Origin of the sequence: Novipirellula methanifontis (assembly GCF_052161655.1) — a bacterium.
GTDB lineage: Bacteria > Planctomycetota > Planctomycetia > Pirellulales > Pirellulaceae > Novipirellula.
On record NZ_CP197418.1, the window covers coordinates 5,284,395 to 5,310,058 of the forward strand.

At 50.7% G+C, this 25,664-nt stretch carries 27 protein-coding genes and 1 tRNA gene; 13 read left to right on the forward strand and 15 right to left on the reverse strand.

The genetic code is table 11. The features are described from left to right. The first annotated feature begins 145 nt into the window (after positions 1-145). Positions 146-1,456 (forward strand): tyrosine-type recombinase/integrase, encoded by a 1,311-nt coding sequence (locus SH528x_RS19250; RefSeq protein WP_442505077.1) that lies wholly within the window; start codon positions 146-148, stop codon positions 1,454-1,456. A gap of 903 nt (positions 1,457-2,359) precedes the next feature. After that, positions 2,360-2,884, forward strand: coding sequence for a class I SAM-dependent methyltransferase (locus tag SH528x_RS19255; protein ID WP_442505078.1), 525 nt, complete (start codon positions 2,360-2,362; stop codon positions 2,882-2,884). A 170-nt stretch (positions 2,885-3,054) separates the two neighbouring features. Here SH528x_RS19255 and SH528x_RS19260 read toward each other — a convergent pair whose 3' ends face one another. The 8 genes from SH528x_RS19260 to SH528x_RS19295 form a co-directional block, all read right to left on the reverse strand. Further along, positions 3,055-3,828: a Stf0 family sulfotransferase gene (locus SH528x_RS19260; RefSeq protein ID WP_442505079.1), complete on the reverse strand. Its 774-nt coding sequence runs from the start codon at positions 3,826-3,828 to the stop codon at positions 3,055-3,057. A 99-nt stretch (positions 3,829-3,927) separates the two neighbouring features. Further along, positions 3,928-5,265: a DegT/DnrJ/EryC1/StrS family aminotransferase gene (locus SH528x_RS19265; RefSeq protein WP_442505080.1), complete on the reverse strand. Its 1,338-nt coding sequence runs from the start codon at positions 5,263-5,265 to the stop codon at positions 3,928-3,930. Beyond that, a complete protein-coding gene (locus SH528x_RS19270; protein ID WP_442505081.1) occupies positions 5,262-6,245 on the reverse strand; it encodes a Gfo/Idh/MocA family protein in 984 nt (327 codons plus the stop codon). Before SH528x_RS19270 ends, SH528x_RS19265 begins: the two co-directional genes overlap by 4 nt. Continuing rightward, positions 6,238-7,200, reverse strand: coding sequence for a hypothetical protein (locus tag SH528x_RS19275; protein ID WP_442505082.1), 963 nt, complete (start codon positions 7,198-7,200; stop codon positions 6,238-6,240). The genes SH528x_RS19270 and SH528x_RS19275 overlap by 8 nt, the downstream gene beginning before the upstream one ends. A gap of 54 nt (positions 7,201-7,254) precedes the next feature. After that, complete coding sequence (locus SH528x_RS19280) at positions 7,255-8,211, reverse strand: hypothetical protein (protein WP_442505083.1); 957 nt, start codon at positions 8,209-8,211, stop codon at positions 7,255-7,257. A gap of 9 nt (positions 8,212-8,220) precedes the next feature. Next, the gene (locus SH528x_RS19285; protein ID WP_442505084.1) at positions 8,221-9,168 is read right to left on the reverse strand and encodes a radical SAM protein; all 948 of its coding nucleotides are present in this window, start codon (positions 9,166-9,168) and stop codon (positions 8,221-8,223) included. Beyond that, positions 9,168-10,262: a radical SAM protein gene (locus SH528x_RS19290; RefSeq protein ID WP_442505085.1), complete on the reverse strand. Its 1,095-nt coding sequence runs from the start codon at positions 10,260-10,262 to the stop codon at positions 9,168-9,170. Before SH528x_RS19290 ends, SH528x_RS19285 begins: the two co-directional genes overlap by 1 nt. A 2-nt stretch (positions 10,263-10,264) precedes the next feature. Beyond that, positions 10,265-11,182 carry a hypothetical protein gene (locus tag SH528x_RS19295; protein WP_442505086.1) on the reverse strand — a complete coding sequence of 306 codons (918 nt, stop codon included), beginning with the start codon at positions 11,180-11,182 and terminating at the stop codon, positions 10,265-10,267. A gap of 1,138 nt (positions 11,183-12,320) precedes the next feature. Between SH528x_RS19295 and SH528x_RS19300 the strand changes: the two genes are divergently transcribed. Further along, complete coding sequence (locus SH528x_RS19300) at positions 12,321-13,298, forward strand: hypothetical protein (RefSeq protein ID WP_442505087.1); 978 nt, start codon at positions 12,321-12,323, stop codon at positions 13,296-13,298. A gap of 82 nt (positions 13,299-13,380) precedes the next feature. On the opposite strand, the gene SH528x_RS19305 is transcribed toward SH528x_RS19300, so the two are convergent. Together SH528x_RS19305 and SH528x_RS19310 are read right to left on the reverse strand one after the other, a co-directional pair. Next, positions 13,381-13,773: a response regulator gene (locus SH528x_RS19305; RefSeq protein WP_442505088.1), complete on the reverse strand. Its 393-nt coding sequence runs from the start codon at positions 13,771-13,773 to the stop codon at positions 13,381-13,383. Between the two features lie 16 nt (positions 13,774-13,789). Continuing rightward, positions 13,790-14,068: a hypothetical protein gene (locus SH528x_RS19310; protein WP_442505089.1), complete on the reverse strand. Its 279-nt coding sequence runs from the start codon at positions 14,066-14,068 to the stop codon at positions 13,790-13,792. Here SH528x_RS19310 and SH528x_RS19315 point away from each other — a divergent pair. Then, on the forward strand, positions 14,067-15,023 hold the full coding sequence (locus tag SH528x_RS19315) for a JAB domain-containing protein (protein WP_442505090.1): 957 nt from the start codon (positions 14,067-14,069) through the stop codon (positions 15,021-15,023). The two genes, SH528x_RS19310 and SH528x_RS19315, sit on opposite strands and share 2 nt — an antisense overlap. Before the next feature lie 39 nt (positions 15,024-15,062). Here SH528x_RS19315 and SH528x_RS19320 read toward each other — a convergent pair whose 3' ends face one another. Then, the gene (locus SH528x_RS19320) at positions 15,063-15,419 is read right to left on the reverse strand and encodes a YkgJ family cysteine cluster protein (protein ID WP_442505091.1); all 357 of its coding nucleotides are present in this window, start codon (positions 15,417-15,419) and stop codon (positions 15,063-15,065) included. Between the two features lie 228 nt (positions 15,420-15,647). On the opposite strand from SH528x_RS19320, the gene SH528x_RS19325 reads away from it, so the two are divergent. Beyond that, positions 15,648-15,935, forward strand: coding sequence for a hypothetical protein (locus tag SH528x_RS19325; protein ID WP_442505092.1), 288 nt, complete (start codon positions 15,648-15,650; stop codon positions 15,933-15,935). Positions 15,936-16,212: 277 nt separating this feature from the next. On the opposite strand, the gene SH528x_RS19330 is transcribed toward SH528x_RS19325, so the two are convergent. Continuing rightward, complete coding sequence (locus SH528x_RS19330; RefSeq protein ID WP_442505093.1) at positions 16,213-16,620, reverse strand: hypothetical protein; 408 nt, start codon at positions 16,618-16,620, stop codon at positions 16,213-16,215. A gap of 291 nt (positions 16,621-16,911) precedes the next feature. Here SH528x_RS19330 and SH528x_RS19335 point away from each other — a divergent pair, with 291 nt between their 5' ends. The 8 genes from SH528x_RS19335 (at position 16,912) to SH528x_RS19370 (ending at position 21,907) form a co-directional block, all read left to right on the forward strand. Next, positions 16,912-17,241 (forward strand): DUF2958 domain-containing protein, encoded by a 330-nt coding sequence (locus SH528x_RS19335; protein ID WP_442505094.1) that lies wholly within the window; start codon positions 16,912-16,914, stop codon positions 17,239-17,241. Between the two features lie 272 nt (positions 17,242-17,513). After that, a complete protein-coding gene (locus tag SH528x_RS19340; RefSeq protein ID WP_442505095.1) occupies positions 17,514-18,062 on the forward strand; it encodes a hypothetical protein in 549 nt (182 codons plus the stop codon). A 191-nt stretch (positions 18,063-18,253) separates the two neighbouring features. Continuing rightward, a complete protein-coding gene (locus tag SH528x_RS19345) occupies positions 18,254-18,466 on the forward strand; it encodes a hypothetical protein (RefSeq protein WP_442505096.1) in 213 nt (70 codons plus the stop codon). A gap of 102 nt (positions 18,467-18,568) precedes the next feature. Next, positions 18,569-18,841: a hypothetical protein gene (locus tag SH528x_RS19350; protein WP_442505097.1), complete on the forward strand. Its 273-nt coding sequence runs from the start codon at positions 18,569-18,571 to the stop codon at positions 18,839-18,841. Further along, positions 18,841-19,224, forward strand: a complete 384-nt coding sequence (locus tag SH528x_RS19355; protein ID WP_442505098.1) for an HNH endonuclease — start codon at positions 18,841-18,843, stop codon at positions 19,222-19,224. Before SH528x_RS19350 ends, SH528x_RS19355 begins: the two co-directional genes overlap by 1 nt. A gap of 44 nt (positions 19,225-19,268) precedes the next feature. Continuing rightward, positions 19,269-19,754, forward strand: coding sequence for a DUF6884 domain-containing protein (locus SH528x_RS19360; RefSeq protein ID WP_442512141.1), 486 nt, complete (start codon positions 19,269-19,271; stop codon positions 19,752-19,754). A gap of 18 nt (positions 19,755-19,772) precedes the next feature. Then, positions 19,773-20,030: a hypothetical protein gene (locus SH528x_RS19365; protein ID WP_442505099.1), complete on the forward strand. Its 258-nt coding sequence runs from the start codon at positions 19,773-19,775 to the stop codon at positions 20,028-20,030. 119 nt (positions 20,031-20,149) lie between these two features. After that, positions 20,150-21,907, forward strand: a complete 1,758-nt coding sequence (locus SH528x_RS19370; RefSeq protein ID WP_442505100.1) for an N-6 DNA methylase — start codon at positions 20,150-20,152, stop codon at positions 21,905-21,907. On the opposite strand, the gene SH528x_RS19375 is transcribed toward SH528x_RS19370, so the two are convergent. From SH528x_RS19375 to SH528x_RS19385, 3 genes are all read right to left on the reverse strand, one after another. Then, positions 21,860-22,690 carry a hypothetical protein gene (locus SH528x_RS19375; RefSeq protein WP_442505101.1) on the reverse strand — a complete coding sequence of 277 codons (831 nt, stop codon included), beginning with the start codon at positions 22,688-22,690 and terminating at the stop codon, positions 21,860-21,862. The genes SH528x_RS19370 and SH528x_RS19375 overlap by 48 nt on opposite strands. A gap of 198 nt (positions 22,691-22,888) precedes the next feature. Then, positions 22,889-22,973: transfer RNA gene (locus SH528x_RS19380), tRNA-Leu, on the reverse strand. Between the two features lie 390 nt (positions 22,974-23,363). Continuing rightward, positions 23,364-25,133 (reverse strand): proteasome accessory factor PafA2 family protein, encoded by a 1,770-nt coding sequence (locus SH528x_RS19385; protein WP_442505102.1) that lies wholly within the window; start codon positions 25,131-25,133, stop codon positions 23,364-23,366. Between the last annotated feature and the right edge of the window lie 531 nt (positions 25,134-25,664).

The window sequence follows — 25,664 nt, forward strand, 5'->3', positions numbered from 1 at the left end:
GGGGTTTTTGAACGATCCAGATCTTCAAAAACCTAGTGTCACTCAGCAAGTGACACATTGAACTAACACTGGATTCGCGTCGCTGGCCTGAGCCAGGGACGTTCTCTACGCTCAGGGTTCCCCTTTCGAGCGAAAGAGTCCAATCATGGCGTCACTTCATCCTGAGCCTTCGGGCACCATCCACATCGTTCTCCGTATCGGAGGGCGACGCTTCAAACGCTCCCTTGGCACCAAGATTGAGTCCCGAGTGGTCGTTCGGCGAGACGCGATCATCGAGATGCTCGATTTGATCAAGCGAGGCCGTTTGGAAGTCCCTGAGCACGTTTCCTTCATCAACTTCGTGATGGCTGACGGCAAGGTCGATTCACTGCCTCCTGCCGATCCGCTTAAAACGCGGGCCGGTCGTGTCACTCTAGAGTCTCTTTTCGCGGCATTCTTCGATTCGCTGCCCGTCGACAACGTTGAACCGACAACCATCGGCACGATGCGGACGCACCAGAAACACCTGACTCGAATCCTGAAGCCAAATTTCGATATGGCCAATTTCACCGGCCAGACGCTTCAGAAGTACGTCAACGTACGGGCAAAAGAAACGACCCACTACGCGATCGATAAAAGCAAGCCAAAGGATGAACGAGAGTACAAACGGGTCTCGGCAACGACGATCCGGAAAGAAATTGTGACGCTCGGCACGGTTTGGCGATGGGCGGCATCCGTTCCCCTTGTCTCAGGCCTCTTCCCCAATCGCGGCACTCGATTGCCGAAAACGGATGAGAAGCCGCCTTTCCAAACGTGGGGAGAGATTGAACGTCAGATTCGACAAGAGGGCCTGACCGGGATCGAAGCGGATACTCCTTGGGATTGCCTGTACCTGCGACAAACGGAAATGAATCACCTGCTCAAGCATGTTGAAAAAGCGGCTCGCTCCCCTTTTATTCATCCGATGTTTGCGATGGCCTGCTTCACCGGTGCCCGACGCAGCGAAATCATGCGGTCGCGTCGATCCGATTTCAACTTTGAGACAAAGTTTGTTACGATTCGCGAAAAGAAACGTGTCAAAGGTCAGCGATCGACTCGGCGTGTTCCCCTCGCTCCCCTGTTCAAGTCAATCATGCAAAAATGGTTCGACGACGAACATCCCGGTGGCCCGTGGGCGTTCGCTCAATTCGATTCGTTCGTTGATAAAGAACCGCTGCCAATCAAGCCAGACCAAGCCCATTCGCACTTTCAGTTGACGCTCAAAAGTAGTCGCTGGGAAAAGGTCAAAGGTTGGCACTGCTTGCGCCACAGTTTCATCAGCAACCTCGCTTGCAGCGGCATCGACCAGCGAATTATCGATGAGTTTGTGGGACATTGCACAGAAGAAATGAGAAGGCGTTACCGCCATCTTTTTCCAGATGTCAAACACGCGGCAATCGCTCAAGTGTTTGGTGGTAAACCAGTCGCCCCTCGATAAAAGACCATTCGAACTGTAGCAATCGGTTCCGTAGACACTCAGGGCTTTCCTTTCGCGTTTCGGATGCTCACCAAAACCCCGCAATTTGCAAGTTTTTTCTTGCACCTACGTTTCTCCTATCTTCGATTTGGCGTCGTTTTTGCGTATTAGCGGGTAGCAATTCCACGGCATGCCTAAAAAGCTCACACGATTATAGAATGGAATGGGAGGCAACCGGCGTTCCTCCAGGTTGATTTGGCGTCTGAGGAAATCTGGGTAAACAAAAAGCGGCCTTCCTACAATGATTCGGGTTTTCAATAGCCGTTGGTTCAAGGCAGGAGGGGGCGCGGAGCATGGTTTATGTCGGTACGGCGTTCCAATGCGATCACGGGCGTAGCTTTTTGGACCATCGGATGCTCGAGAACCCACGAGCATCGGCATCTCATGGGAGACTACAAGCCACCAAGCCTCGCACGCTGATTACCCCGAATTGAATGGTCGATTCGATGCATCATCGTTGCGGGCCTGGGGGAACTTCGTCATCACAATTCAGCAGCCCATAGAGTCGTCGTGATTCAAGCTAAAAAGAGTTTACAATGAGCCATTCCAATGAACCCAAGAGTGCCCTGGACACGCAGCCTGCAGCAATCTCCTTGGTGTAGAAAAGGCAGACAGCCTAAATTAGCACGAGCTACGCAGACCAAAATAATTAAAGCCGTATTCATGCCCCAAATCAGCAAAACTCGTCAACTGTTCTATCGCATCGCATTCTTCGGGATTTCGAGGAAATGCCCATGCTGCGGGGCATGGTTGCGGCGATTTCTTCCCTTTGGACTTGTGACAAGAACGGAGGCGAGATGTCCAGTGTGTCATTCACTCGAAAGGCATCGCCTGACATGGGAATTTATTAGACGAAAAACGAACTTGCTGAATGGTGCAAAAAAGAGACTATTGCATGTTGCACCGGAACCAATTTTGTCAAAGCTCATACAGGCACATGATTACATAGACTATTTGTCAGCCGATCTCGTCAATCCAAAGGCTATGGTAAAGATGGATTTGACGGAAATTGAATACCCGAATAACTCGTTCGACGTTGTCTACTGCAGCCACGTTCTCGAGCACATTCCAGACGACAGAAAAGCCATGCGAGAAATTTTCCGTGTTTTGAGAAGAGGTGGTTGGGCCATACTACAGGTACCGATTACCAGCAACTTTACTTTTGAAGACGCAACTATTCAAAGTCCCGAAGAGAGGGAAAAGGCCTTCGGGCACCACGACCATGTCCGTCGATATGGCCAGGACTACCGAGACCGTCTTGTAGAAGCTGGGTTCTCAGTTGAGATCATTGCATTTGCGCGTGAGCTAGAACACGATGAATCCAAACGCCTTGGCCTTATCCTAAATGAGGATGTCTACCTCTGCACCAAGTTTAAAGCGAGTTGTTGAAAACGAGCAAAATTTGCCACCATTAGAATTTAGATCATAGCCTGTAGGCCATGCATATATTGCATCTGAAAGTACGCATGTGAGTATGGAAGCAACCGCCGCGCTGGCTTGAGGTTCTTGCTGTTAAAAACGCCGGCAAGCAAGTGCCTTATATTGATACGCTCAACAATTCAGCAATCTCGCGTAGAGATCCTACGCACCCACTCTCTCCCCTGAATCAATTCTGGTTCGTTCACGCATGACTGGTTTTGATCGGATACGTATTCCAAAAGTTTCTCGTACCAGCATTCGGTAACCGAATCACATTGTCTTTGCATTGTTGTTTGAATACACCTGGCAATTCCAGCCGAAGAAGGAACCCCAAAGAAATCCATTATCTCGAACACTGCTTCATTCTTTCGGTCAACAAAGTGTTCGTACACGACCTCCTTGTACATCACAGAGTTAACCCTGAAGAACAATTCCCATCTCAAATTACTGTCACAGATAGAGTTTACTGCAATGCAAACTGCACGGCCGTCAAACGCAGCAGAATTTCTTGGGGCCTGATGCGAAGACCAAGACTGAGTCTGAATTGCTCTCACCCATGAAATTGCTTGTCTGATTATGTCCAAACGTCTACAATATAAAACGCGAATGTCAGGAAAATGAACATCAAGCCTGAGTCCACGCTGCAAAGACTTGGTGAAATCGTGCTGATGGATCTTAAATCCGAACACGCCGTTCGAAGACGAATACCTTTGCTTGATAAACTTAATATACTTTTCAAAGTCACAGTCAAGCTCCTCTGCCGTTCGGCGATCCAGTTTATCAAGGATTTTTTGCTTTCTGTCTCCGAATTCAAAGTACTCCGCTGGAACCCCAAGACACTTTGTCGATCGCAGCAACGAACATAGCAAACTGCTACCTGTCCGAGGTGTTGAGCAAATCATGTAATATTGCATTGAATTAGCAAAAGAAGACGGCAAGACAACTCGACGCACAAATTGTGCATTGCGACCTGTAGCAGGATTAAGCTAAGCAACACGCCCGCTGGCTACGGACTATCGAGAGCGGATTGTTAGAACGATTTGCATCGCCTCTTGGATTGCAGCAGGATCGATTGATATGACTCTGCGTATCTTTTCGAACGCGAGTTTGTAGCCATCAACCAGTTCTTGTGTTGCCAGCGTGGGAACAGTAATCGCTAGCGTGTTTACGGAAAGCTCAATCGCATTCAGAAAATCGGAATCGCGGTAAGTTGCTGACCATTTTTCTCCATAGGGCCATCGCGACCCCGTTACTTCTTCATAGAACATTGCTCCTTTGTATAAAGGCTGGCGATGTAGCAACTGGTAAGGCTCCCGCGACACTTCCACTCCTTCGTCAGTCAAAAGGCGGAGCAGCGCTTCTGTGGATACGCCAGACACAGATGGGACGTGCCTAACCCTGACTCCATAGAATGCCCCGCGGGAAACGCCTTCTATACGTTCCGGCGCAATAAGCCCGGGAACTTGCTCAACAACTACCGATATTCGATCAATCGCGTCTGTTCGGTGATTTATCCATGAGTCAAGTTGTTGCAGGCTCGACAAGGCGATCGCCATTGCGAGCGGGTGGGGACGGTACTTTGGCCCAATGCCAGTGTAAGAATACTGCGCAAAGGCTTGTGACGTGACATCCCTCTCGATTCTTCCACCAAAATGACCATGTGCGAGCATCTTATCAAAGAGGTCCGTGGAATTAGTCACTGCGATACCCGCCTCGCCCGCTGCAAGTAGCTTTGACGCCTGTAAACTGAAGCACCCAATTTCGCCATATGTACCGACATGACGACCCTCAATTTGTGCTCCATGGGCGTGTGAGGCATCCTCGATAAGCGGGATCGAAACTCGCTTCGTTAGCCTCGCCACCTCTGCTATATCACCGGGGTTACCCCAGAGGTGAACGGCAATCACGGCTCGAGTTGCGGGTGATAATTTCGCTTGGATGGCGTCTGCATTCATGCAGCCGGAGCTAATATCGACGTCGCAAAAAACCGGACGCGCACCGCATTGAATCACTGCATTTGCTGTCGAGGGCCAAGTTAGTGTCGGGACGATGACTTCATCGCCAGGGCATACACCGACTGCAAACAATGCTGAGTGCAATGCCGCAGTTCCATTGCAAAACGCGAGCGAGTGCTTGGATCCCGTGTATTGTGCAAATCCTGTCTCAAACTCCCGAATTACGCCAGTACCATCGTTGATTGATAGCCGGCCGCTGTCCAGAACTCGCTGGACTTCCACTTGTAGCTGAGGCGACGAGGGCGGCCATTGCGAGTCCACTTTACATCTAACAGCACAGGGGCCTCCGAATGTCGCCAACTCGCTGACCAAAGGATTGAATTCTTTGCTTTTCAATATTTACCTATCCTAATCTTTGCGTAGCAATCGCAAACTAACTGGACAACGCTCAGCTCTTTATCGTCAGTTGTTTCGCAATTCTGTATGCGACGACAGAAATCCTGCACCACTGAATCGTACTCATGGTCCAGTGACTTTTTGAAACCGTCGTAACCTTGCAGCATGTTGACGCACAACTTCGATCCGTCTTCGTATTCCAAGGTTAAGTCCTTGATCTCGTCACTATGACCCCAATCAAGTTGTACTTCTGCCAGGATTCCTGATTCATCCTCCAGATTGATGACAGCACTCACTTCCACTGCTCCGCTCCATCGCTCAACGCGGCAGTCAACAACACGAATCCGACGCATGAAACCTGAAAGCAGGTCAAGCGCATTGGATCCATTGTCAATGATGCATCCGCCACCTGACATCTCCTTATCCAAATACCAATTCTCGCCACCTGAGTGTGCCTCAATATCCTCTAGGTAGCGAATCCTTACTCGTTTAAGTGAAGTTGCGTGACAGTGCTGAATGGCACGACGAATATTCGAATTGTACTTTCTGTGGAACGCAGTCATCAAAACAAGTTTCTTCTTGTCAGCTAATTGAGCCAACCGCATAGAGTCACCAGCGTTCAACGCCAACGGCTTCTCACAGCAGACGTGCTTTCCCGCCAATAGCGATTTCTCGCAAACTTCTGCATGCAAATAATTTGGCAGGCACACAATGATTCCATCAATCTCCGGATCTGAAGTTAACTGGGAGAAATCAGTCGTTACCTTGGTAGTCCCGCCACCGAATCTCTTGAGTTTCTCTGGCTGCAAATCACAGGCTGAAATCAATTGGACTTCTGCACTTTCTTTCATGGCTGAAAGGTAAAACTTTGCAATTGAACCGATTCCCACAATACCAAACTTTCTAGCTTCGCATCGACTTCCATTGGAGGAAGTTGCAATATTGGTAAATGATCTCCCTGCGAATTTTTTCTTATCCATCTTCTTTTCGTCCGTTGAAGTACTCGATTGCCCAAGCGTGTAACTCGGGCTTGTCTGAACACCATTCCCAGCAACCAGAATCCGAAACTCGTATATCAGAATAGGGGTCGTAGCCGAGTCTATTAACTTCATCTTGCCTTTCTAAATAGCGACGATTTTCATAGTCGCCATGCCATAGATGCAACACCTCCCCCGAGATGACTCCGATCTTTCCATCTACAATCGAATATGCGAGTTTTGCCCAGTCACGAAAATGGCTGAACTGCGAAGCGGTTCTAATCAATCGCTTGGTTATGCACGAGCACTCCGGTTCACCTGCGATCGCGTGGGCAATGTAGTGATCGCCATTACCCAAAATGCAGGCGTCATATAGCCCACACTCCCGGAAAAACTCACGCTTAGCGGCCCACGCAAAGCCAGTATGCCCGTGCGCGTCCCAGCCTTCCCTGCTTTGCACAGCAGAATCATTGTAAACGAGACCAAAACTGTTCCATCGCGGCCCCGTACCCGTAAAACATGTTTCACCTCGGGGAAGCCGGATTGCCGATGAAAACGGCTGGACAACCACTTGAGTATCTAGCGCAGCCGACAATTCCAATGCCCATGAAGAATTGACGAACAGTAAATCGCAGTCCAACCAAACAACCTTCTCGAATTTGGAGGGAAGTGTCCTGACAGCCTCGTTGATAAGTCTTTCTTTCTGCCACATTATGTCGTTACAACGAATCTGACGAACATTCTTGAACTCATTGAGCTCAAAGTCTGAGTCGCCAAACTCGCATTCGATTGTAAACAAAGGAATGCCAGAAGCATCGATAGGATCGCGAAATTGCTTGTAATTTTCAAGCTTCGTAGAGTAGTGACTTGGGTTGAAGTACGTTGTCACTATCGCAATATCAGAGGCAAACTTATATTTGTCTGCCGCAATTAAACGCTCATCTTTAGTGCCCTGCAAAGCATATCTCCGGTGAAAACATCTGTCGTTATTTGTAACCTGTTCGTCATCTACTCAGTTTGCTGCCTCACCGTCCTCGTTTCGACGCTCGAAACATTGTCGAACAGCATTGTGTAGACCGGGCTTGTCGGTTGCCCACGCCCAGCTTCCCTCTTCTGTTTCGGCAAGATCGGTGTACGGATCAAATTCGTGCTTCTCGATCATGGTGTAATTGTCTTCTGTGTGTCGATCCGCAATCGATCCGTGCCAAAGATGAAGAACTTCACCAGTGACGGACGCCACACGGCCCTTTACCTCCTTATGAAATGGTCTTGCCCATTCCAAATAATGCAATTCTTGTTTCCGGTTCATTCGATGGTTTCGAATAACCAAGTCAAAGTCACCATATGCGGCACAATTTATGGCAGAATCAGCGCCTCCAACTGGACAGCGGTCATATAGACGATGTCGTTGTAGAACGTCACGTCGCATTGCCCACGCATGCCCAGGACTTGCGCTACCCAACGCTCGCACAAAAGCCTCTTGATTGTACGCGATTGAGAACGAAAGTCCTGATTCTACCAAGGCAGCCAATCCCCTACGGAAAAAAAGGTTGCGGTCAACTGGATCGCACGCCGAAGCGGTCGGCTTTGGGAGGTAGTATATAACGCTAAACAATTGGACAAGCATAGAAGACTCAAGAGCTCTTACAGTCTCTTCCGGCCATCTGTTTTCCAAAAAGATAAGATCGCAATCTAGCCAAGCGACGTATTCGCACGACGCAGGAAGAGCATCCAACGAGAGATTCAACAGCCGTTCCTTTTGATCCAGAATATCCCCGCCAGAAACTCGGATGATCATGTCCGCGTCATTGTCAGTAAGCTCATAAGCATCGCGATACGACAGCTCAATTGTCAAAAGCGGAAGATCAAGTTGCCTTCTAAACCGCAAATAGTTTTCCCTTCTAAGGCGGGAGCCCATTGGATTGAAAAAACATGTCACGGCCCAAATTTGCGATTCTTTATTGCCCATTCTTTCGCTCTACTCCTTGCTCCCAAGCCGTTTCGAAACATTTATATCTGAAATGCAATGGCACACAAGCTTTTCGCAGACAATGCCGGAAGTCGGAAGAGTCCACTGCGTTTCGTTGATGTTCCCTAGCTTTCCACCTTGACAACAAACCGCTCGTGATACTTCTCCAAATTGATCGACCGCCAGAGACTCGATGCCAGCTTCGCAGCTCCAGTTGGGCCAGTGATTCTTTCCTGCAGCAATTATTTGACTACCGGATGACCGCTCCGAGGATCCGTCCTCGTATTCAATCTTTAGCATGGCTTTCCCCGGATTCTCGTTACCCCCATCACCTAGTTTTGAGTCGGCAAGAACCTTCCGCTGGCTATCGGTGTAGGGATACAAATCAGATCCAAAATCAATTAGAAGTGGCTTGAGCGTGATTGTCGCTTGCTCGCAAGTCTTCGAGAGAATCTCTGCATTTCGCAAACACTCGTCGAACCTTTCCGGAACCATTGTCACATTGATGTGTGTCTTCAGACGGTCCTGCAGCAATTTGGCAACCGCTGCAAACTTGTCCCTATTGGCAAACTCTATGTGGAATGACAGCACGATGCTTTTCAGTAGAGACGCTGTTGAGGTCCACCAGTCTAAGCCGGGACTGCCATTGCTGATCAACCTCGCTTCACCGCCAGCGCAATTGATTGCTTCGAGCAATTTCCTCAAGTGCTTATAGGCGGTGGGCTCCCCGCCTGAAAACACAAACGTGACCGATCGATCAAGAACCCGGTAGTGTTCAATCACCTTTTCGCTAAACGCTATCGAATCGGAAATTTTTGGCCAAGCAACTTTGCCGTCGTGTAGAGAATCTGGGCAATAGCTGCAGCTGTAGTTGCATGCTGTTCCCAGAATCCAGTTCACGTTAGTTTTCCGAGATGCAGCGTCAGATAGCATCGAAACAGATACAGCATTCTTCATCAGCTACACTCAGGTGGGGCAACCCGGACTGGATCACCAGATTTTCGATATTTGGGAATACGAACATCTGCTGGGCAGACGCAAGCTTCTTTCTGACAAGTAACAGTAAGGGATTTGATTGAAAACGCTTCGAAGACATTTCCAAGGCGCTTCGCTCGGCAGATACTGCCGTACACATCTCCATTATGGTAGATGTGCAGTCCGTTACTCCCAACGTTACATGACCAGCCGAGAAAACGATTCAATTGCTCATCGATCATGGAGCTAGCAGACATAAGTGATTCGCCACCGTTGCGATCGGAAACCTGAATATCATGCCCCGCCAATCGCAAGTTCATTAAATCGTCGCACTCCTGCGAGTTCTTGTCATTGTTGGGCCGATTTACCGTCGTTCTACTCTTTCTATTCAACGACGCTACAGCCGGTGACGCACCGTGTTCGTCTAGGAATCTGGCGTAATCAAATTCCACATCCCATTTTGGATTTAGTCCTTGGCTGTTGTAGTAGTTGCGAACTTCCGAACACCGGACTGGAATATGTTCAGATGCAAGTGCATCGACGAGATGGTTAATTTTATCCGCTGCCCATGGCTCCATCATCAGATTGACGGTGAGTAGCTTACGACAGCCTGAGTCTCGTAATTTCCTATGAACAGAAATGGCCGTTGTGAAAAATGACCTCGAGTTCATGAATTCGAAGTGAGCGCTGAACGTTACGTAGTCAACAAATTCAAATAGATTGGCATAATATTCCTCAGTGCGAGACCCGTTTGTCGTCATACCAACAGCGTCAAGAATGCCGCCATGAGTGCAACGCAGCCAGCTTAGAAACTTTTCCAAATCCGGATTTAAAGTTGGCTCGCCTCCAGTTAATTCGAGTCTAATTTCTCGAGCATCACCCGCCGCTTTCTTAGCACGAAGAATATTTCCAAATGCCTTTGTCATCTCAACAAATGTCAAATGGCCGCTAGACAAATCGTGAAGATCTTTCGGGCAATAAGAGCAAGAATAGTTGCAGCGTTTTCCAAGATTCCAATTTACGACGAAGATCGATGATTGAATCCCGCGGACAGAACGCATGTCCTCTAGATTCATGTTTAAGTTTCCTGCAATTTCGATAGGGCGATTTCAAGCAGCCCAATACGGAGGAACTCTAGAATTTCTTCAGAAGGAGGTTGCGAACCTGCATAAGGGGTTGGGTTAAGATCAATTGCAAATGCTTCATCGTCGCGGCTGCAGACAATGTCGATACAACCGAACTCAGCTCCCATTGCATATGGTAAATTGGATCCAATCTTGACCACTGATGGGGGTAGTACTGCTAACGCGTCGTGTTTACTAGACTCCAGATATGCGACGTTTGTGTCGCGATCATCTCCGCAGATCTTCTTTACGACTCCAGAGCAATGCCCCTTGACTGCAATCCGATGAGAACCCGCAAAGTAGAGTCGATAGAAAAAGTCGTCGGGGTTAGAGATGTAGCGTTCAACGATTAGTGATGATGAAAGATAGGCCTCTTTTGGTAATTGATCCGAGGAAACGACGTTGTAATTGAAAGGCTTTTCCTGCTTATTTAGAAGCCGGGAGATTGTCGAGTCAACCGGAAGGACGTCTGCATGCCTTGATTCAGACAGTCCTCCACAATTAAGGTTCGATTTGACTATCACATCACATACTTTCGATGGATGTGAAGTCAGCTTGAGCGAAGGAAGCCCCGCCTGATCCAATGCATTATGGAGCGTCGATTTGGTAATGTCGTTGCAACTGCTATTGAGAAAGCACAGCGATGGGGATCGCAACGCCTTGGTGACCTCAGAGGGACTGAAAGGAAGGTCATAAAGTACTGAGGCGTTGATCTGAAAGCAAACAATACCCTGATTTGGAACGATACTAGCGAATTGTTCGCGATATGCTTCGTCGAAAGGCTGCACCTCAATTCGCTTTGCGTCAGGTAAAATGCAAGGAAGGAGAAACCCTTTCCATGCGGACCACTCAGCAATATATAGCTCAAGCATAAATAACTCAGATGAAGTCAAAGAATCTTCACGTTTTCGTTTTTACAACTTGTGTCATCTTCTCCAATAACGAATAAACGATTTACATCGTATTGCGAGACGAAGTCAACGAAACGAAAACCCAAGCGTTGGCCAGCGGCTATACGCCCGGCCAGACACGACAACATCCTAAATCATTTTTCTGTAGATCTTTCTGAGGCGGCAGCAGAAAGCCGTGTTATCGCGTCTGCAAGGTTTTGAGTTGAGTGAGCATGCTGAGTAACTGAGTTGGCCAGCTTGCTGTTTGCGAACGCAATTTTCCGATTTGCAAATGCAAGTTTTTTGGTGGCAAACGCGAGTTTCCCCATCGAATCGTCCTTTGTTTTGGCTATGAACAAGAATAGTTATCGTTTTATATAACACATGCCAGCGTATGGGGGGGGCTTGCCTGCCAGTGATTTCGCAAAAAGATGCGATTTTTTCTCAAGCCGGGGCCTCCCCGAACTGCAAAGTGAGTTGCTCGACCTGTAGCGTACTTGGTCTCGGATGAATGGCCAACGCAGCCTGTAAGCGGCAACGTCCATGAACGTCTTTAAGCCGCTAGCTCAATTGGCAGAGTTTGATCCGCTGTGCTTGATACGAGACGGGTTCAGCCAAATAGTAAGTGCTTTGGCACTTCGTCGTCGTATTCACGTCGCATCGGCCCGAACTTCTTCCTGCCTCCTTCGGTTCCGTTGACACTCATAGCTTTCTTTTCGCGTTTCGGATGCTCACCAAAACACCGTTTTTTAAAAGGGTTTTCTTTTATACCTAGCTTTCCCCTGTCTTCGATCTCATGTCGTTTTTGCGTACTACCGGGTGGTTTCTGGCGAGCGTTCCCTGTCGGTTGCGCGTCGGTATTGTGACTTCGAAACGCAATTGGGGAGGGCGCCAAACCAGTCCTATTGGAGTGCCATTCAACGAACGGATCGTTGATCGTTCGACAAACTCCAATAATCGCCTCTTTGACACGCTTTTTTTGCTTCCTTATCCACAATATGCTTGTGCGTCGCGGACGTTCTCATCCCACAGGTCGCTAGCCCGCATTCCAGTACCAGACTCAGGTCAAACTCGTGCATACAACTATTTTGCTGATGGTGGCCTTTGGGCGAATAACCCGGTGCTTGTCGGACTAATCGACTCGCTTGGCATGGCATCCGAGGGACAAGAAATCGAAATCTATAGTTTGGGGACATGCTCAAGACCAACTGGCGAGAATCTGCGCCCGTCGGATGTGAATCGAGGCCTAGTTGGCTGGCGGTTCGGTGCTGATGCTGCCGCTTTGTCGATCGACGCACAGGAAATGGCGTACGACTACATGGCAAGGATGTTGACTAAGCACGTAAAGAATACGTGCACTATCGTCCGTTTTCCATTCGACGATGTGCCCGCCCACATGATGAACTATTTGGGACTCGATGACACGCGTGAAGAGTCAATGGATGAACTCGTTCGACAGCTTCAGTTGGTACTTGGCCAGCCGAAGAGTGGTTTCAATCTCCGGCGAGTTATGGATGACGGTGGCATTTTGCTTTGCAATCTGTCGAAAGGACGGCTCGGTGAAGACTCGGCCAATCTTCTCGGTGCGTTGTTGCTCAGCTCACTGCAGTTAGCAGGGGAGTCGCGAGCCAACATTCCCGAAAGTGAACGTCGGGACTTCGTGTGCTACGTCGATGAACTACAAAACTACTCAACCACCGCATTGGCGACATCGTTATCGGAGGCCCGCAAGTACCGTGCCCCGCTATTTGTCATGGCGAACCAGTACCGTGAACAGTTAGCCCCAGAACTACGATCGGCGATCATTGGTAATTGCGGTTCCGTAGTCACGTTTCAAGTTGGATCGGAGGATGCACCGTTCTGGTCCCAGCATTTTGGCGGAAAGGTATCACCGGAAAACCTGATGACGATACCGAAGTATCACGCGGTTGCGAATATTCTGATCGACGGAATGCTTTCAGGGCCAATGACCATTCGAACGCTACCGCCACCACACAGCATTGCGAGCCGAGCGGAGAAGATCAAACGGCACGCGTTGCGCCAGTTTGCTCGGCCACGCGAAGCACTGGAGCAACAGGCAGATGCGATGTTTCAGTAGAAACTAAGTTTGGGAAGATTGGAGTTCTGGAAATATTCGAAAATCCATTTGTCAATGGGTACCGACGACGATGTCGGGTGCGTTACTTTGCAAATTGCTTCCTACTGACTATCGATTGAATTTCTTGGATCAAAGGCTCACATCCGGTTGCATTCTTACTCAAGAAAGCGGTATTCGGACTACTCTTTACCAAGTCGGCAAAACAACTATCGGCCGGGTATCCCGTGTAGAAGATGACCGGAATATCCGGGCAGATGTCACAGAGTTGCTGATTGTAGAACGTCCATCCCTCACCTCTTTCCTCGGGAGGCCGACACAGGTCTTGAACGATCACATCATATCGTTGACCACCGTTTAGGTACGAAAGAGCCTCTGCGCTACTCTCGGCGTAATCAACGTCGAATCCCACCTTGGTAAGTTCCATTCGGCAGATTGTGGCTTGTGTGCGAGAGTCGTCAATCAAAAGAACACGCATGGCGCCCAATCCTTTTTCAAATTACACGAATGTTGCTGACGAAAACTATCGCTCGATACCAGATATTCGAGCACCGACGTTCGTCGCCAAGCACCGACAGTCCGAAGTCAACTGATTTGTAACCAAATTGTACCTCTTCGCTTGGTTGGTCGCCAAGCACTAATGTCCCACCATTTTGCAGCGTTCGAGCGTCGTCTTTGACCGCTTTGGGTTGCTCGACAATCATGCGATCCACGCGAAAGTGATGTTTTTCCTTTGTGGTGATGAAAAGTTCTGGCAAACTATTTGCCAGCATGCGAAAACAACTTGAATTTTGGGATGGGGACGAAAACGAGACGTCAAAGCCGCTAAGTGCCGAGATAGAGGACAGGCAGGCTGAGACAGAACGAAGAGTCATCGAACTGTTTGTTAATCCAGAGCGGCAACATAATTTTAGCGGCGAATCGCACGAGATTTGGCCACCAGCGGCGAACTCCCGAAACAGCATTTTTGTGGATCGCATTCGCAACGACATCGATGGGCCCGCACACCGTTTTGAAATACGTCGGCATGACTTCGTCGAAGTGTTTGTCGACAAGGACGACCTGCGTTACGGACGGGTCGTGGGGATCTCACCGAAACGCCAGGAGGTACGTGTTGCCTTTGATGACGAACACGAGGAGATTTGGTTCGATGTCGCCTGTATCTTCCCAGCAATTGAAGAAGCGAAAAGAACAAAGAAACCTCGGGCACTTGATAGGCAGAACGTTAGTGAGAGCGGCAATGCCGCGAGTTTGCAGCAGGAGATTGCCAAACGTATACAACACCAAACGGACTATACCTCGCTTAAGATTGTTTCGGTGGTGCGAGTCGGCTCGATGAAGGGCAGGCCGAAACTGACGAGTACCGTTGAAGCTCAGGCGTTCTTCAAAAAATATTGGAGCGACAACCCATCGCCAGACCAAGAGCGGTTTGTTATTGCAACGTTGGATACTAAACACGTTGTTCAGAGCGTAGTGCTTATCACCCAAGGCACATTGGACGCATCACTCGTCCACCCACGCGAGGTGTTCAAGCCCGCCGTCATTGAAGGAGCGAGCGCGATTTGCTTAAGTCATAACCATCCGTCAGGCGACGCGACTCCGAGTCGCGAGGACCATGAGGTAACGACTCGATTGACTGAGGTCGGAAAACTGTTAGGCATTACAGTTCTCGATCACATAATTGTGGGCGATGGCACACTGGATACCAAGTCGATCCGTGAATGTTGAACATGATGTTGGCGGCATAACGTGAGCAAATTTGAAGACCTACTGGTTACTTGACTCTTCGCTTTTTGGTAGTAACGGAGCTAGGCCGTTATTCGCTCTCGCAAGTTGGCATTCTTCATCGCCAGCCCGCATGGCAACACAAACATTCGGGCGAGTGGGATAGATGTCGCAGTGATTTTCCTTATCAAGCATTTTGCATGGCTTACCAGGCCCGGCGATTAAGAGGCACTTTCCATCTTGTTCGAGTTCGGCCATCAGTTCAGCATAGACCATTTCACGCGTCCAAGAGCCGATGTCGGCCGTCGCAAGCTTGGGCTCTCGCATTATATCAATGTCGTAAACCTCGACGATCAGTTCTTTGCAACAAGCACCACATTGATCACATTCAAATTCCATATCAGCAGGTTGGCGGTTGCAGAAGGAGAAGTCAACCGAATTTGCATGCCAATGAATCTGTGTGGAATCGTGAGGAATCCGTATTGCCGTTTGTGGCACGAGCAACGCAGCACAATCCTTCGCTGACGTGTCAAAAGCTTCCTGCGGCTCTGCTTTGTGACACCGCTCTTGATTGTGCAGAAGAAAACGTGCCCTCAGCGGCAATTTACTTTCTTCCCTCTTACTCTCATGTTCATACTTCATCATCACGGGCTGCAACAAGTTGAGTTCGACATCCGTCGCTATGTCGACGACAATCAACTCTATGTCGCACTCGTCCAAATGGATGGCGATCTGTACGCCGATCTTTCAGTTTGCATTCCCGGTGTCCCCTTGGCCGAAGGTGAGTTCATCTTCAAAACGTACAGCGGCAACGAAGGGCTGCTCCAAGCCATGATGTCGACAGGAAAAATCGAAATCGTTCGCACAATCAATCCTCCACTGGGCTTCTTGCCAGTCTGTCGGCTACGCAACTGACGCTTTATACGGATCTTTCAGTCTGTCTCGTCGTGTATCACTCGATGACGATGAATTCGTCTTCAAAACGTACGGCGAGAATCAGGGACTGTATCAGGCAATGATCAATGTCGAACGAGTGCAGATGGTTCGGATCATCAATCACTCTTTAGGCGACTTGTCGGTCTGTCGCTCGATTGGATTGCTCATTGACACTCACAATCGGCTTTAGTGGCGACGCACAAACGTTTGTCTGTGTCGATGAATCGCAATGAACGCTTGACGCCACAGTCGGAAGCTAGTCTCGATGTTCGCCGAACGCTTCACCGAATAGCAGAGTTCGGACATACACAAACTGTTCATGGCTAATCAAACCAAATGTGCTGAACGGTGTCATTCCGACAAAGATTTTGGTTCTTTCCCAAGGGTCGTGTTTATCTACAGACTTTGCATCGTCAAGAATCGTTTGCCAAAGTTGATTGCGGTACTCTTCGGAAGATGGGTCTCCTTCGACCTTGTTGTCGCCTACTCGCGATGCGAATACCTTCCGCGCATAGTTTGCTTGATCTGTGGTAATGTATTCGACTTCGTTCGCCGCAACGATACCACAGAGCAGTTTAGTGCGTTCCCAAATGTCCGAAGGATCGAACGAATTTACGTCGGACAGAATCCTAGCCCACCATTCCAGTTCTGTCTGTTCGTTCATCAGACCGTCCCTGTTAAATCATTGAGTCATGGTTGAATCACAATTAATTGTAGCAGTCCACTAAACCGAGGTCAGGCGATCATCCCGCTGGCGTTGGGCATTCTGAGCCGTTGAGCGTCATGAATCCGCTTGAAGGGGAAGGCGGAAACGCCGACGAGGCACGGACAGGAATGCACATTCAATCGCTGACGTGTCAAAAGCTTCCTGCGGCTCTGCTTTGTGACACCGCTCTTGATTGTGCAGAGGAACTCGTGCCCTCAGCGGCAATTTACTTTCTTCCCCCTCTCAATCGTGAAATGTCCACGAACCAAATCACCGGCACATACGCTTCTTACCAAAGGCATCTTGGCCAAACTTCCCACACTCGGAGCATCGTCCGAAATTCGCGATCCGATCGTTCAGGTTAAATGGTTCACACCTGATGCCAATTGGACTTGGTGGGTCATCGAATACGATCCTGAGTCACGCATCTGTTACGGACTGGTTAACGGACTCGAACAAGAATTCGGCACCTTCTATCTCGACGAAGTTGAAGAGATACGCGGCTCACTCGGACTTCCTGTCGAACGCGACCTGCACTTCGATCCGCAGCCTGTGTCGCAGGTCATGAATCGAGCGTAAATCATCGAGTCAAAGGCTCTCGAAATTCGAGGGCCTTTTTCTCGTGTCATTTGCGGTATCCGCGATAGTCAAACATTACGTGAATTGCCGTTGTGTTGGGCAATTGACTGATGCAGACGGTACTCGGATCGCTTGGCGTCATGACCATCGGTCACGAGATGGTTCGCTTTAGAACACCTATTCCGTTGGCGTTTAAGTAAACATTTTCGTAAACTGTTTGAAATGGAATTCACAAGCCCCAGTCTTCAAAACCAGCCAAGGACACGGGAACCATGAAACGACGAGTATTCGTTCAGCAGTGTGCTTTACTACCAGGTTTGGCATTGCATCACGACTCTGCGCAAGCGAGTCAAGCAAACGCCCGCGTATCTATCCGTGACTATTGCTTCGATGGAACCTACGCCGAATTTGAACTTTTTGTCGGCGAGGATCTTGGTTATTACCTGGCAGAATGGAAACCATACGCAGAGGCGTTTGTGTTGCGAACCCGCAAAATGAAACTGCGGGCTGAGAATGCGAACCTGCAAATGGGATATTTGAATGTTCATTCCGCAGGGAAATCGGTCGCTTTGTCATCGCGAGAGTATCTCTTTCGTATCTGCGGTGTTAGCGTCCAAACAAGTGTGGTCTCGGCGGAATTCCCCACTCGCGGCCGAAAGGACTACGAAGCCACACAACATCAGATTGAACAGATTTATTCCGAAATTTGGCAGCTCAATCTAAAACATCAGTATGTTTGGGCTGCAATGGATTCGTTCCGTCACCCGCCACTCCCTATCGAAATCGATCCCGTGACGGGGCTGCGTGTTTACAGAAACTAAGCGGCGAGGGGAGAGCGTTTGGCGAAGCGGGAGCTATCACTGGCCTTCTTCCCTCTGAATACTGATTGGCGGCTGGGAAAGCGGCAAGATCCCTTTCTTTGTGGGGAAAACGCCTTGGTCACGCTTCTTGCGTGCTTGGATACCCCAGTAATCACTGGCATATTCGCCGTTTCCCGTGATACAATGTGTCAATGAAGTACGAACCGAAGTGGACGCAAACCGAAGATGATCGACGTTGTGAGTTGATCGGTCGTCAGATCGCTGGGACGATCAGTATTTCCGAATGTACTGAACTGGCGAACCTACAAAAGGCGGCTGAGCGGTATTTCGACCAGGTCGCTTCGCCCGATGTGGATGGCGCCGTCGCGGTTTATCAGGAACTTCTGGATCGTCTTGGTAGATAGCACGCCACCGTTGGCTTGCGATTCGAACAGGTGAACCTGTACTGTGATGTGGGGAAAGAAACGCCATTTTACTGGCCTTGCAAACCCTAGATCGTTATACTGATGCGTATGAATCCAACCGCAGAATCCACCGCATTCGATCGCGCCGTCAGCCCTGTGTTGCGACAGGTCTTGCCGCAGCCGAAAGCCGAGACCGTCATCAGCTTTGATGTCGATCCAGAACTGCGTGCGCGGATCGAAGAGCTTGCGACTAAGTCAACCGAGGGAGAACTGACTGACCAGGAGCGGCTGGAGTACCAGGGCTACGTCCGAGCAAACAAGTTCATCGCCACGCTTCAGCGACAAGCTCGACGTCTTTTGAATCCTGCTTCTTAATGACGGTGAACGAATCGACCAAAACGCTCGTTCGGGAACGAGCGGGCCTTCGCTGCGAATACTGCCAACTACGCCAAGACGATTCGCCCTTGGCCGTTTTGCATGTCGAGCATGTGATTCCTCGCAAGCATGGCGGAACCGATGACATCGAAAATTTGGCGTTGGCGTGCATTGACTGCAATTTGCACAAAGGTCCAAACTTAACGGGCATCGATCCCGACACGGAAGAAATCACCGTACTATTTCATCCCCGCCGAGACGTTTGGGACGACCACTTCGAGTGGCAGGGGATTCAGATCGTCGGCAAAACGCCCGTCGGTCGCACAACCGTTCGCGTGTTCGAGATGAACAGTGACGAGCAACTCGGTTTGCGTTTGTCGTAACTGAAATTTACTCTTATTTTCTTATCAAGCAAACCATCGCCCTGATCGGCTGCGGAAAAAAGAAAGCCACCCGAGCCGCGCCAGCGTGCGAGCTTTACACGGGACCGTTGTTTCAGGCGTCAAGACGTTGGGCAGAGCAGAACGCCGACGCGTACTTCATTGCGTCGGCAAAGCATCTAGTCATCGAGCCAGCCACGGTCATCGAACCGTACTATCTAGCGATGTCCGACTTACCGGCGGATGAGCAACGATGGCGAGCGAGACAAATCGAAGGCCAGTTTCACTTGCGTTGGGTCGAGCACTGCGTGTTTGACCGGAATGCTGATGGATTCAAAGTTGCGGTTGATAAGCCACGGGTCGTTCTGCTTGCCAGTCAACTCTACCTGCGCGGCTTCTACGATCAAATCTTGGCTGGACGCGACAAATACAGCTTTGAAGATCCGCTTCGCGGACTTGGCATCGGCGACCGACTTGCCTGGTTCAAGGCACAAACGCGATCTTCAGTAAATTCCCAACTGAAATTGTTCTAAATCTTTGTGGGGACTCAAATGACCGTTTTCGATTGCAACACCACCTCCGGTCCTCACCACCACTGCCATTCGTTGGACATGCTCAAAGGCGCGGTTTTAGACGTCGTTGCCGTCAGCCTGCCGTACCTATTCGTCCGCGTTCACGATCCAATGCGGGGGATCTCCGCAATGTCGATCGATATTCGCGACCTTCAATTTATGCATGTCACACCTGAATATGCCGCGGCCATTGTTACCGAGTCAGAAAAATCCCCGCAGGCACGATGCCCCTTCTAAATGCCTGACCTTAGCGGTTGTAACGCGAAACCGGTCGCATGGATGTTTTGCTCACGCTTGGCTAAAATACACCCCCAGAACGCCCTGTCCCGACAATGGTGAATGAAAAATAAGATCGCATGGCAAAAATTACCCTCCGAAAACTTGAACGCCATCTCTTCGCTGCGGCCGATATTCTGCGTGGTAAGATGAACGCGTGGGATTATCAAAACTACATCTTCGGCATGTTGTTCCTGAAACGGGCGTCTGACGAGTTTCATTACCACTACAAGCAAATTTTCGACGAGCAGATCAAGCGTGGCCGAACCGAAGCTCAAGCCAAGAAGCGTGCCGAAGCCAAGGAACGCTATGCCGAGAAGCACGTTTTCTACGTCCCCGAGGCTGCCCGGTGGCCACGGTTGCGAGATGACATCAGCAAAAACGTCGGTGAAGAACTCGACAAGGCACTCTCGGCACTGCAAAACGAAAACCTGAGCGTTCTGAACCACGTCCTCGACAACATTCACTTCGCCAACACGCGGCTGAATCTGACCGACAAGACACTTCTCAAATTGATCGCTCATTTCAACAAGTTGTCATTGCGAAGCGTCGATTTTGAATTCCCCGATTTGCCGGGGGCTGCTTACGAGTACTTGATCAAGGTCTTTGCCGACAAAGTGCAAAGTGGCGGCGGCGAGTACTACACGCCCCGAGACGTTGTTCGGTTGATGGTCGGGTTGGTCAAACCGACCGAAGGGATGAAGGTCTACGATCCCACGGTGGGTTCGGGCGGGATGTTGATCCTGTCCAAGGAACACATCGACGCGCACGGTGGCGATAGCAGCCAAGCGGCGTACTACGGCCAGGAGAGCAATCCCGACAGTTACCCGATGTGTAAGTTGAACTTGATTCTGCACGGGATCATGTCGGCCGACATTCGCAAGGGCGATGTGTTGACCGATCCATTGCACAAACAAGACGGCGAACTGATGCGGTTCGATCGCGTGCTGGCCAATCCGCCATTCAGCATGAACTACACCGCGTCCACGCTGACGTACAAGCATCGCTTTGGCTACGGCTACACGCCCGAAACCAAACGTGCTGATTTGATGTTCGTCCAGCACATGCACAGCGTGCTGGCCGACGGCGGCATGATGGCGACCGTCATGCCCCACGGCGTGCTGTTCCGTGGCGGCGAGGAAAAGAAGATTCGCACCGGGCTAATCAAAGACGACTTGCTCGAAGCTGTCATTTCCCTGCCACCAAACTTGTTTTACGGTGCGTCGATTCCCGCCTGCATCATGGTGCTGCGGGCTAAGAAGGCCAAGCCGAAGGCCCGCAAGAAGAAGGTGTTGTTCATCAACGCCGACGCCGAGTTCTTTTCCGGACGCGCTCAAAACTACTTGCGTCCAGAACACATCGAGAAGATCACGACCACGTTCGATGCGTTCGCCGACGTGCCCGGTTACGCGACCGTCGTCACGCACGAACAATTGGAAGCGGAAGACTACAACCTGAACGTTCGGCGTTATGCTGACAACGCACCGCCGCCCGAGCCACATGACGTGCGTGCTCACTTGCTAGGTGGGGTACCACGCTGCGAAGTTGGTGATGCTTGCGATCTGTTCGCCGCTCATGGGCTTGCGGCGGCGAGTCTGTTTGTCGACCGCGATGAAGACTATTTCGACTTCGATCCTGTGATCGACCAGCGTGGTGCGATCAAAACGCGGATCGAAACGGATGCGGGCGTGATGTCGAAAGAGACCGCGATGGCGGAAGCGTTTGAGGCGTGGTGGGGCAAACATTCCAAGGGGCTTCGCAAATTGGCACTTGGGCGATGCCCTGCGTGTCTACAGCGTCCAGTTCATCTTTTGTTCATCGTAGGGGCGTTCAAATAAGCACAGGTCGACGGGCCACTGTGCGAGCCCGACGTTCGTGTGAATCACTCTTGGGAACGAACGGCGAGCTGCCGTGACCCGTGGTTCTCGACGATCTTCATGGTCAAATTCAACGACGATCGTCTCGCTGTGCCGAATATCGTGAATCGGGTGCTGAGGAACCTCGGGTTCAACAGCAATGATCAAGACATCGTTTTTCTCGTTTCGCCGACATTCGATCAAGGCGAAGAAGTTTATTGTGTCATTCGAGGCATAGTCCGCCAACGCACCCAACGCCCAATTCCAGACGCTACGCAGCGTGGCGAGTTCTTTTCGGATGGTCGTGGGGCTGAGCGTCCGCCCTCGAATTCCAGGCTCCCTGGCCCGCTTATTAACGTACCGCTGCAAGTCTTCGCGGATCAGTTGCTGAACTCGAAATCGCGGCCCCAGATGACGCTCCAGGTGGCGTTGATGGATTTTCATCCCCTTTTCCGTATTCACTTCCAGCGAGTCATCTGGCATTTGATCGAAGAAGGTTTGAAATAGTTCGCCCAGATTGACACTTCGAACGACCTTAGGTTTGCCGTCGAGCCGGCCGTCGGAAAGCAGGAACGTGGCGACGTCAGCATTCTCAGGGACTTCCAGACGCCCACTTTCAACTAACCGAATATTTTCGATCAACCGTTGCAAACGGCCTTCGGCCTTGGATTGCTCCTGTGTCTTAAGCGATCGTTTGAACTTCTTCCCGCCAAAACGAAAGCTGAGATGAATGTTTCCGGACGGGTCAGTTTGCAGCCAAGCCATGATTCGCACTCCAAAAGTTCTAGGAGTGAGTTTGGACTAGACAGCGTGCCATGCCCAGCGACGCAACCGCGATGCAAAACCAGCGTTGCCACCGATCTGCCACTGATTTGCTTGGGCCAAGAAAAAAGGACTCAGAGCGTGATCGCCCCAAGTCCTTGGTTGTCGCTATTAACACCGCAATTTACGGTGTTTTTTTAGTGCGGCCGAGAGGACTCGAACCTCCACGGGATTAACTCCCACTAGGCCCTCAACCTAGCGCGTCTGCCAGTTCCGCCACGGCCGCTTTTGTCGCGTCTTCGCTCAGCAGTATGCAGAGTTTTGCCTCATCGGCCGATTTCGTCAACTACCCCAATGCGATTCCTGTTTCCATAAGCAAAATGCGACTGCTTGGAATACCCATTGTTCCTGTTTTGACGACCAATCAAGCTAGTTTAGGCCTGAGATAACCTTGTCCACTCGTGCGGCGTACCCGTTTGAAATTAGGGTAGCGAAACTCGCGTGGGAGGTTCGTCCTGGCTGCTAAACGTCGAAAGTCTTGGCGACTCTCGCTACGCAACTGGACGAAAGTCTTGACGACTTCCGCTACGATTTGGACGAAAGTCTTCGCGACTTTCGCTACGCAACTGGACGAAAGTCTTGGCGACTTCCGCTACGACGTAGCCTGCAGCGCCGCTTACAAATCAAAGTTCACTCGCTTCCGCTTTCGGCCTCGGCCGATCATCGCGTGCGTCCAGTCCGTGTGCAGCATCTCTTCGCCACCGGCGAACTCGCGTATGATCCATCCGCGGCGGGCGGCGGGTGATCCCGACGGCGGTGATCGCCGGCGACGGTCGACGTTCTTCTGATCCACAAAAATCACTTCCGGCTTGGCCAACAACAGCTGTTGGAAATAGCCCTCCGAAGACAATTCGTGATAGCGCAAATCAATCTTCTTCTTGTCCGTCCACTCCGCCTTGTCGCCCAACGCTTCAATTAAGTTGTGCTTCGTGAGCCAATCGACGCGTCCGACTGCGCCGCTGGTTTGCGCGTGGTCCTGGCGAAAGGCGGCCAACACATCGATCAGTGATTCCCAGCGTTCCAGTACAGTTTCGGACTCGCCTAGCCATTGGTTCGATGTTTCGGCAACAAATTGTTTGGCCGCCAGAAAATATTTCCGCTGAATTTCGAGAGCTGACAATTGGCCCTTCGATGTAGGGACGCTGGACACCAAATTCCAGTCGCTGGCGATGCGATGGATGGACGCGACACCGTCTTTCAAAACGGGTAAGTCCGCGACTGCACCGGATTCGATCATATCGAGCACCAATGACACCGAAGCAAATTTCACGTACTCGGCATGATCCGCCATGTTGGAATCGGACAAGCCGATCTGCAATCGTTGCCGCCGCGCGAACATGATTCGCGTGGACGCCAGCGACAGAAACGTCTTGGCACAATAGTGACTCAACCAATGTCCATAGACAAACACAGGCCGCTCACCGCGAAAGCCACCCATGTCCGCAATCGTGTCGATCGCCATCGCTTTAATACTCAGCCGATATCGACCGTCGTAATCAAGTGCCCCGGATCCACACAGTGCTAATCGTGACGCCAGAAGCGCAGTCAAATATCGACGCTGCGGACGAAATGCGATATGCCTAGCGACAAAACGTAACACCAGAACGATGGGCAGGTGAATCCATCGTAGTGCTTCAACAAAAATCCATGTCACGGTGGGCGGAACGGAGTCGAATGTCGTCTTCGCGTCTTGATCGAAATGATCTTCTTCGGCGGCGTCAGTATGCACCGGGGAATCTTTCGCTGCCTTTGTTCGTTTGCGCCGCTGTGCGATCCAGCCAATCGTCATTAGCAACCACAGCAGCGGCACCGAGGCAATCAAACTGACGACTTGCATCATCCACAGCAGACACACAAACAGTCGATAGACCAGCAACCACACGCCGTTTGCCACATCGGCTTCGTAATTCTCTTGGCAGCCGTACACGTGAGAGTAGGCATCGGAACTGTTTTTTAAGACGCGAAGATCGTAACTGGTTTCAGAATCGGCTGTGGCATCGGACACCAATTGATCGATCGATCGTTGGCAGGTCAGCAGTTCTTCGGGACTTCGCACTTCCGGAGTAGCAATTTCGATCAAACCACCGGGGGCGTCGTGCATCGTCATGTTCGACTCAAAAGTCACCGCGCCGCCGCTGGCCAAAAACATTTGCTCGCTGTCGAATAATCCTTTGGCGGTCGGTTGATCGCGACGAATCGCTTCACAGATCTGCTCGTAGACAAACAGCGATGCCGGCAGATCATCGGAAGACAAGTTTTGTGGATCGACCGCGATCGTCGCGTACTCGGTTTCCATCCCCATCAATCGCGACACGAGCGCGGTGGTCCGCTTGCGACTGGCTGAAGTCGCCGAAGTGCGATCGTCGGAAGATCCACGAGCATTCAAAATCGCGACTTAAAAATTCCGAGGCATTGAAATGATGGGAAACGGTGTAGGACTGCAGCGTCGTATTCTAAGGCGTGCAGTATCGAGCAGATAGGGCGGGAGTGGGGAGTGAGGAGTCTGGGAGTGAGGAGTGAGGAGTGGGGAGTGGGGAGTGGGGAGTGGGGAGTGGGGAGTGGGGAGTGGGGAGTGGGGAGTGGGGAGTGGGGAGTGGGGAGTGGGGAGTGGGGAGTGGGGAGTGGGGAGTGGGGAGTGAGGAGTGGGGAGTGAGGAGTGAGGAGTGAGGAGTGAGGAGTGAGGAGTGAGGAGTGAGGAGTGAGGAGTGAGGAGTGAGGAGTGAGGAGTGAGGAGTGAGGAGTGAGGAGTGAGGAGTGAGGAGTGAGGAGTGAGGAGTGAGGAGTTGGGAGTGAGGAGTGAGGAGTGAGGAGTGAGGAGTGAGGAGTGAGGAGTGAGGAGTGAGGAGTGAGGAGTGAGGAGTGAGGAGTGAGGAGTGAGGAGTGAGGAGTGAGGAGTGAGGAGTCTGCGTTCAGAAAA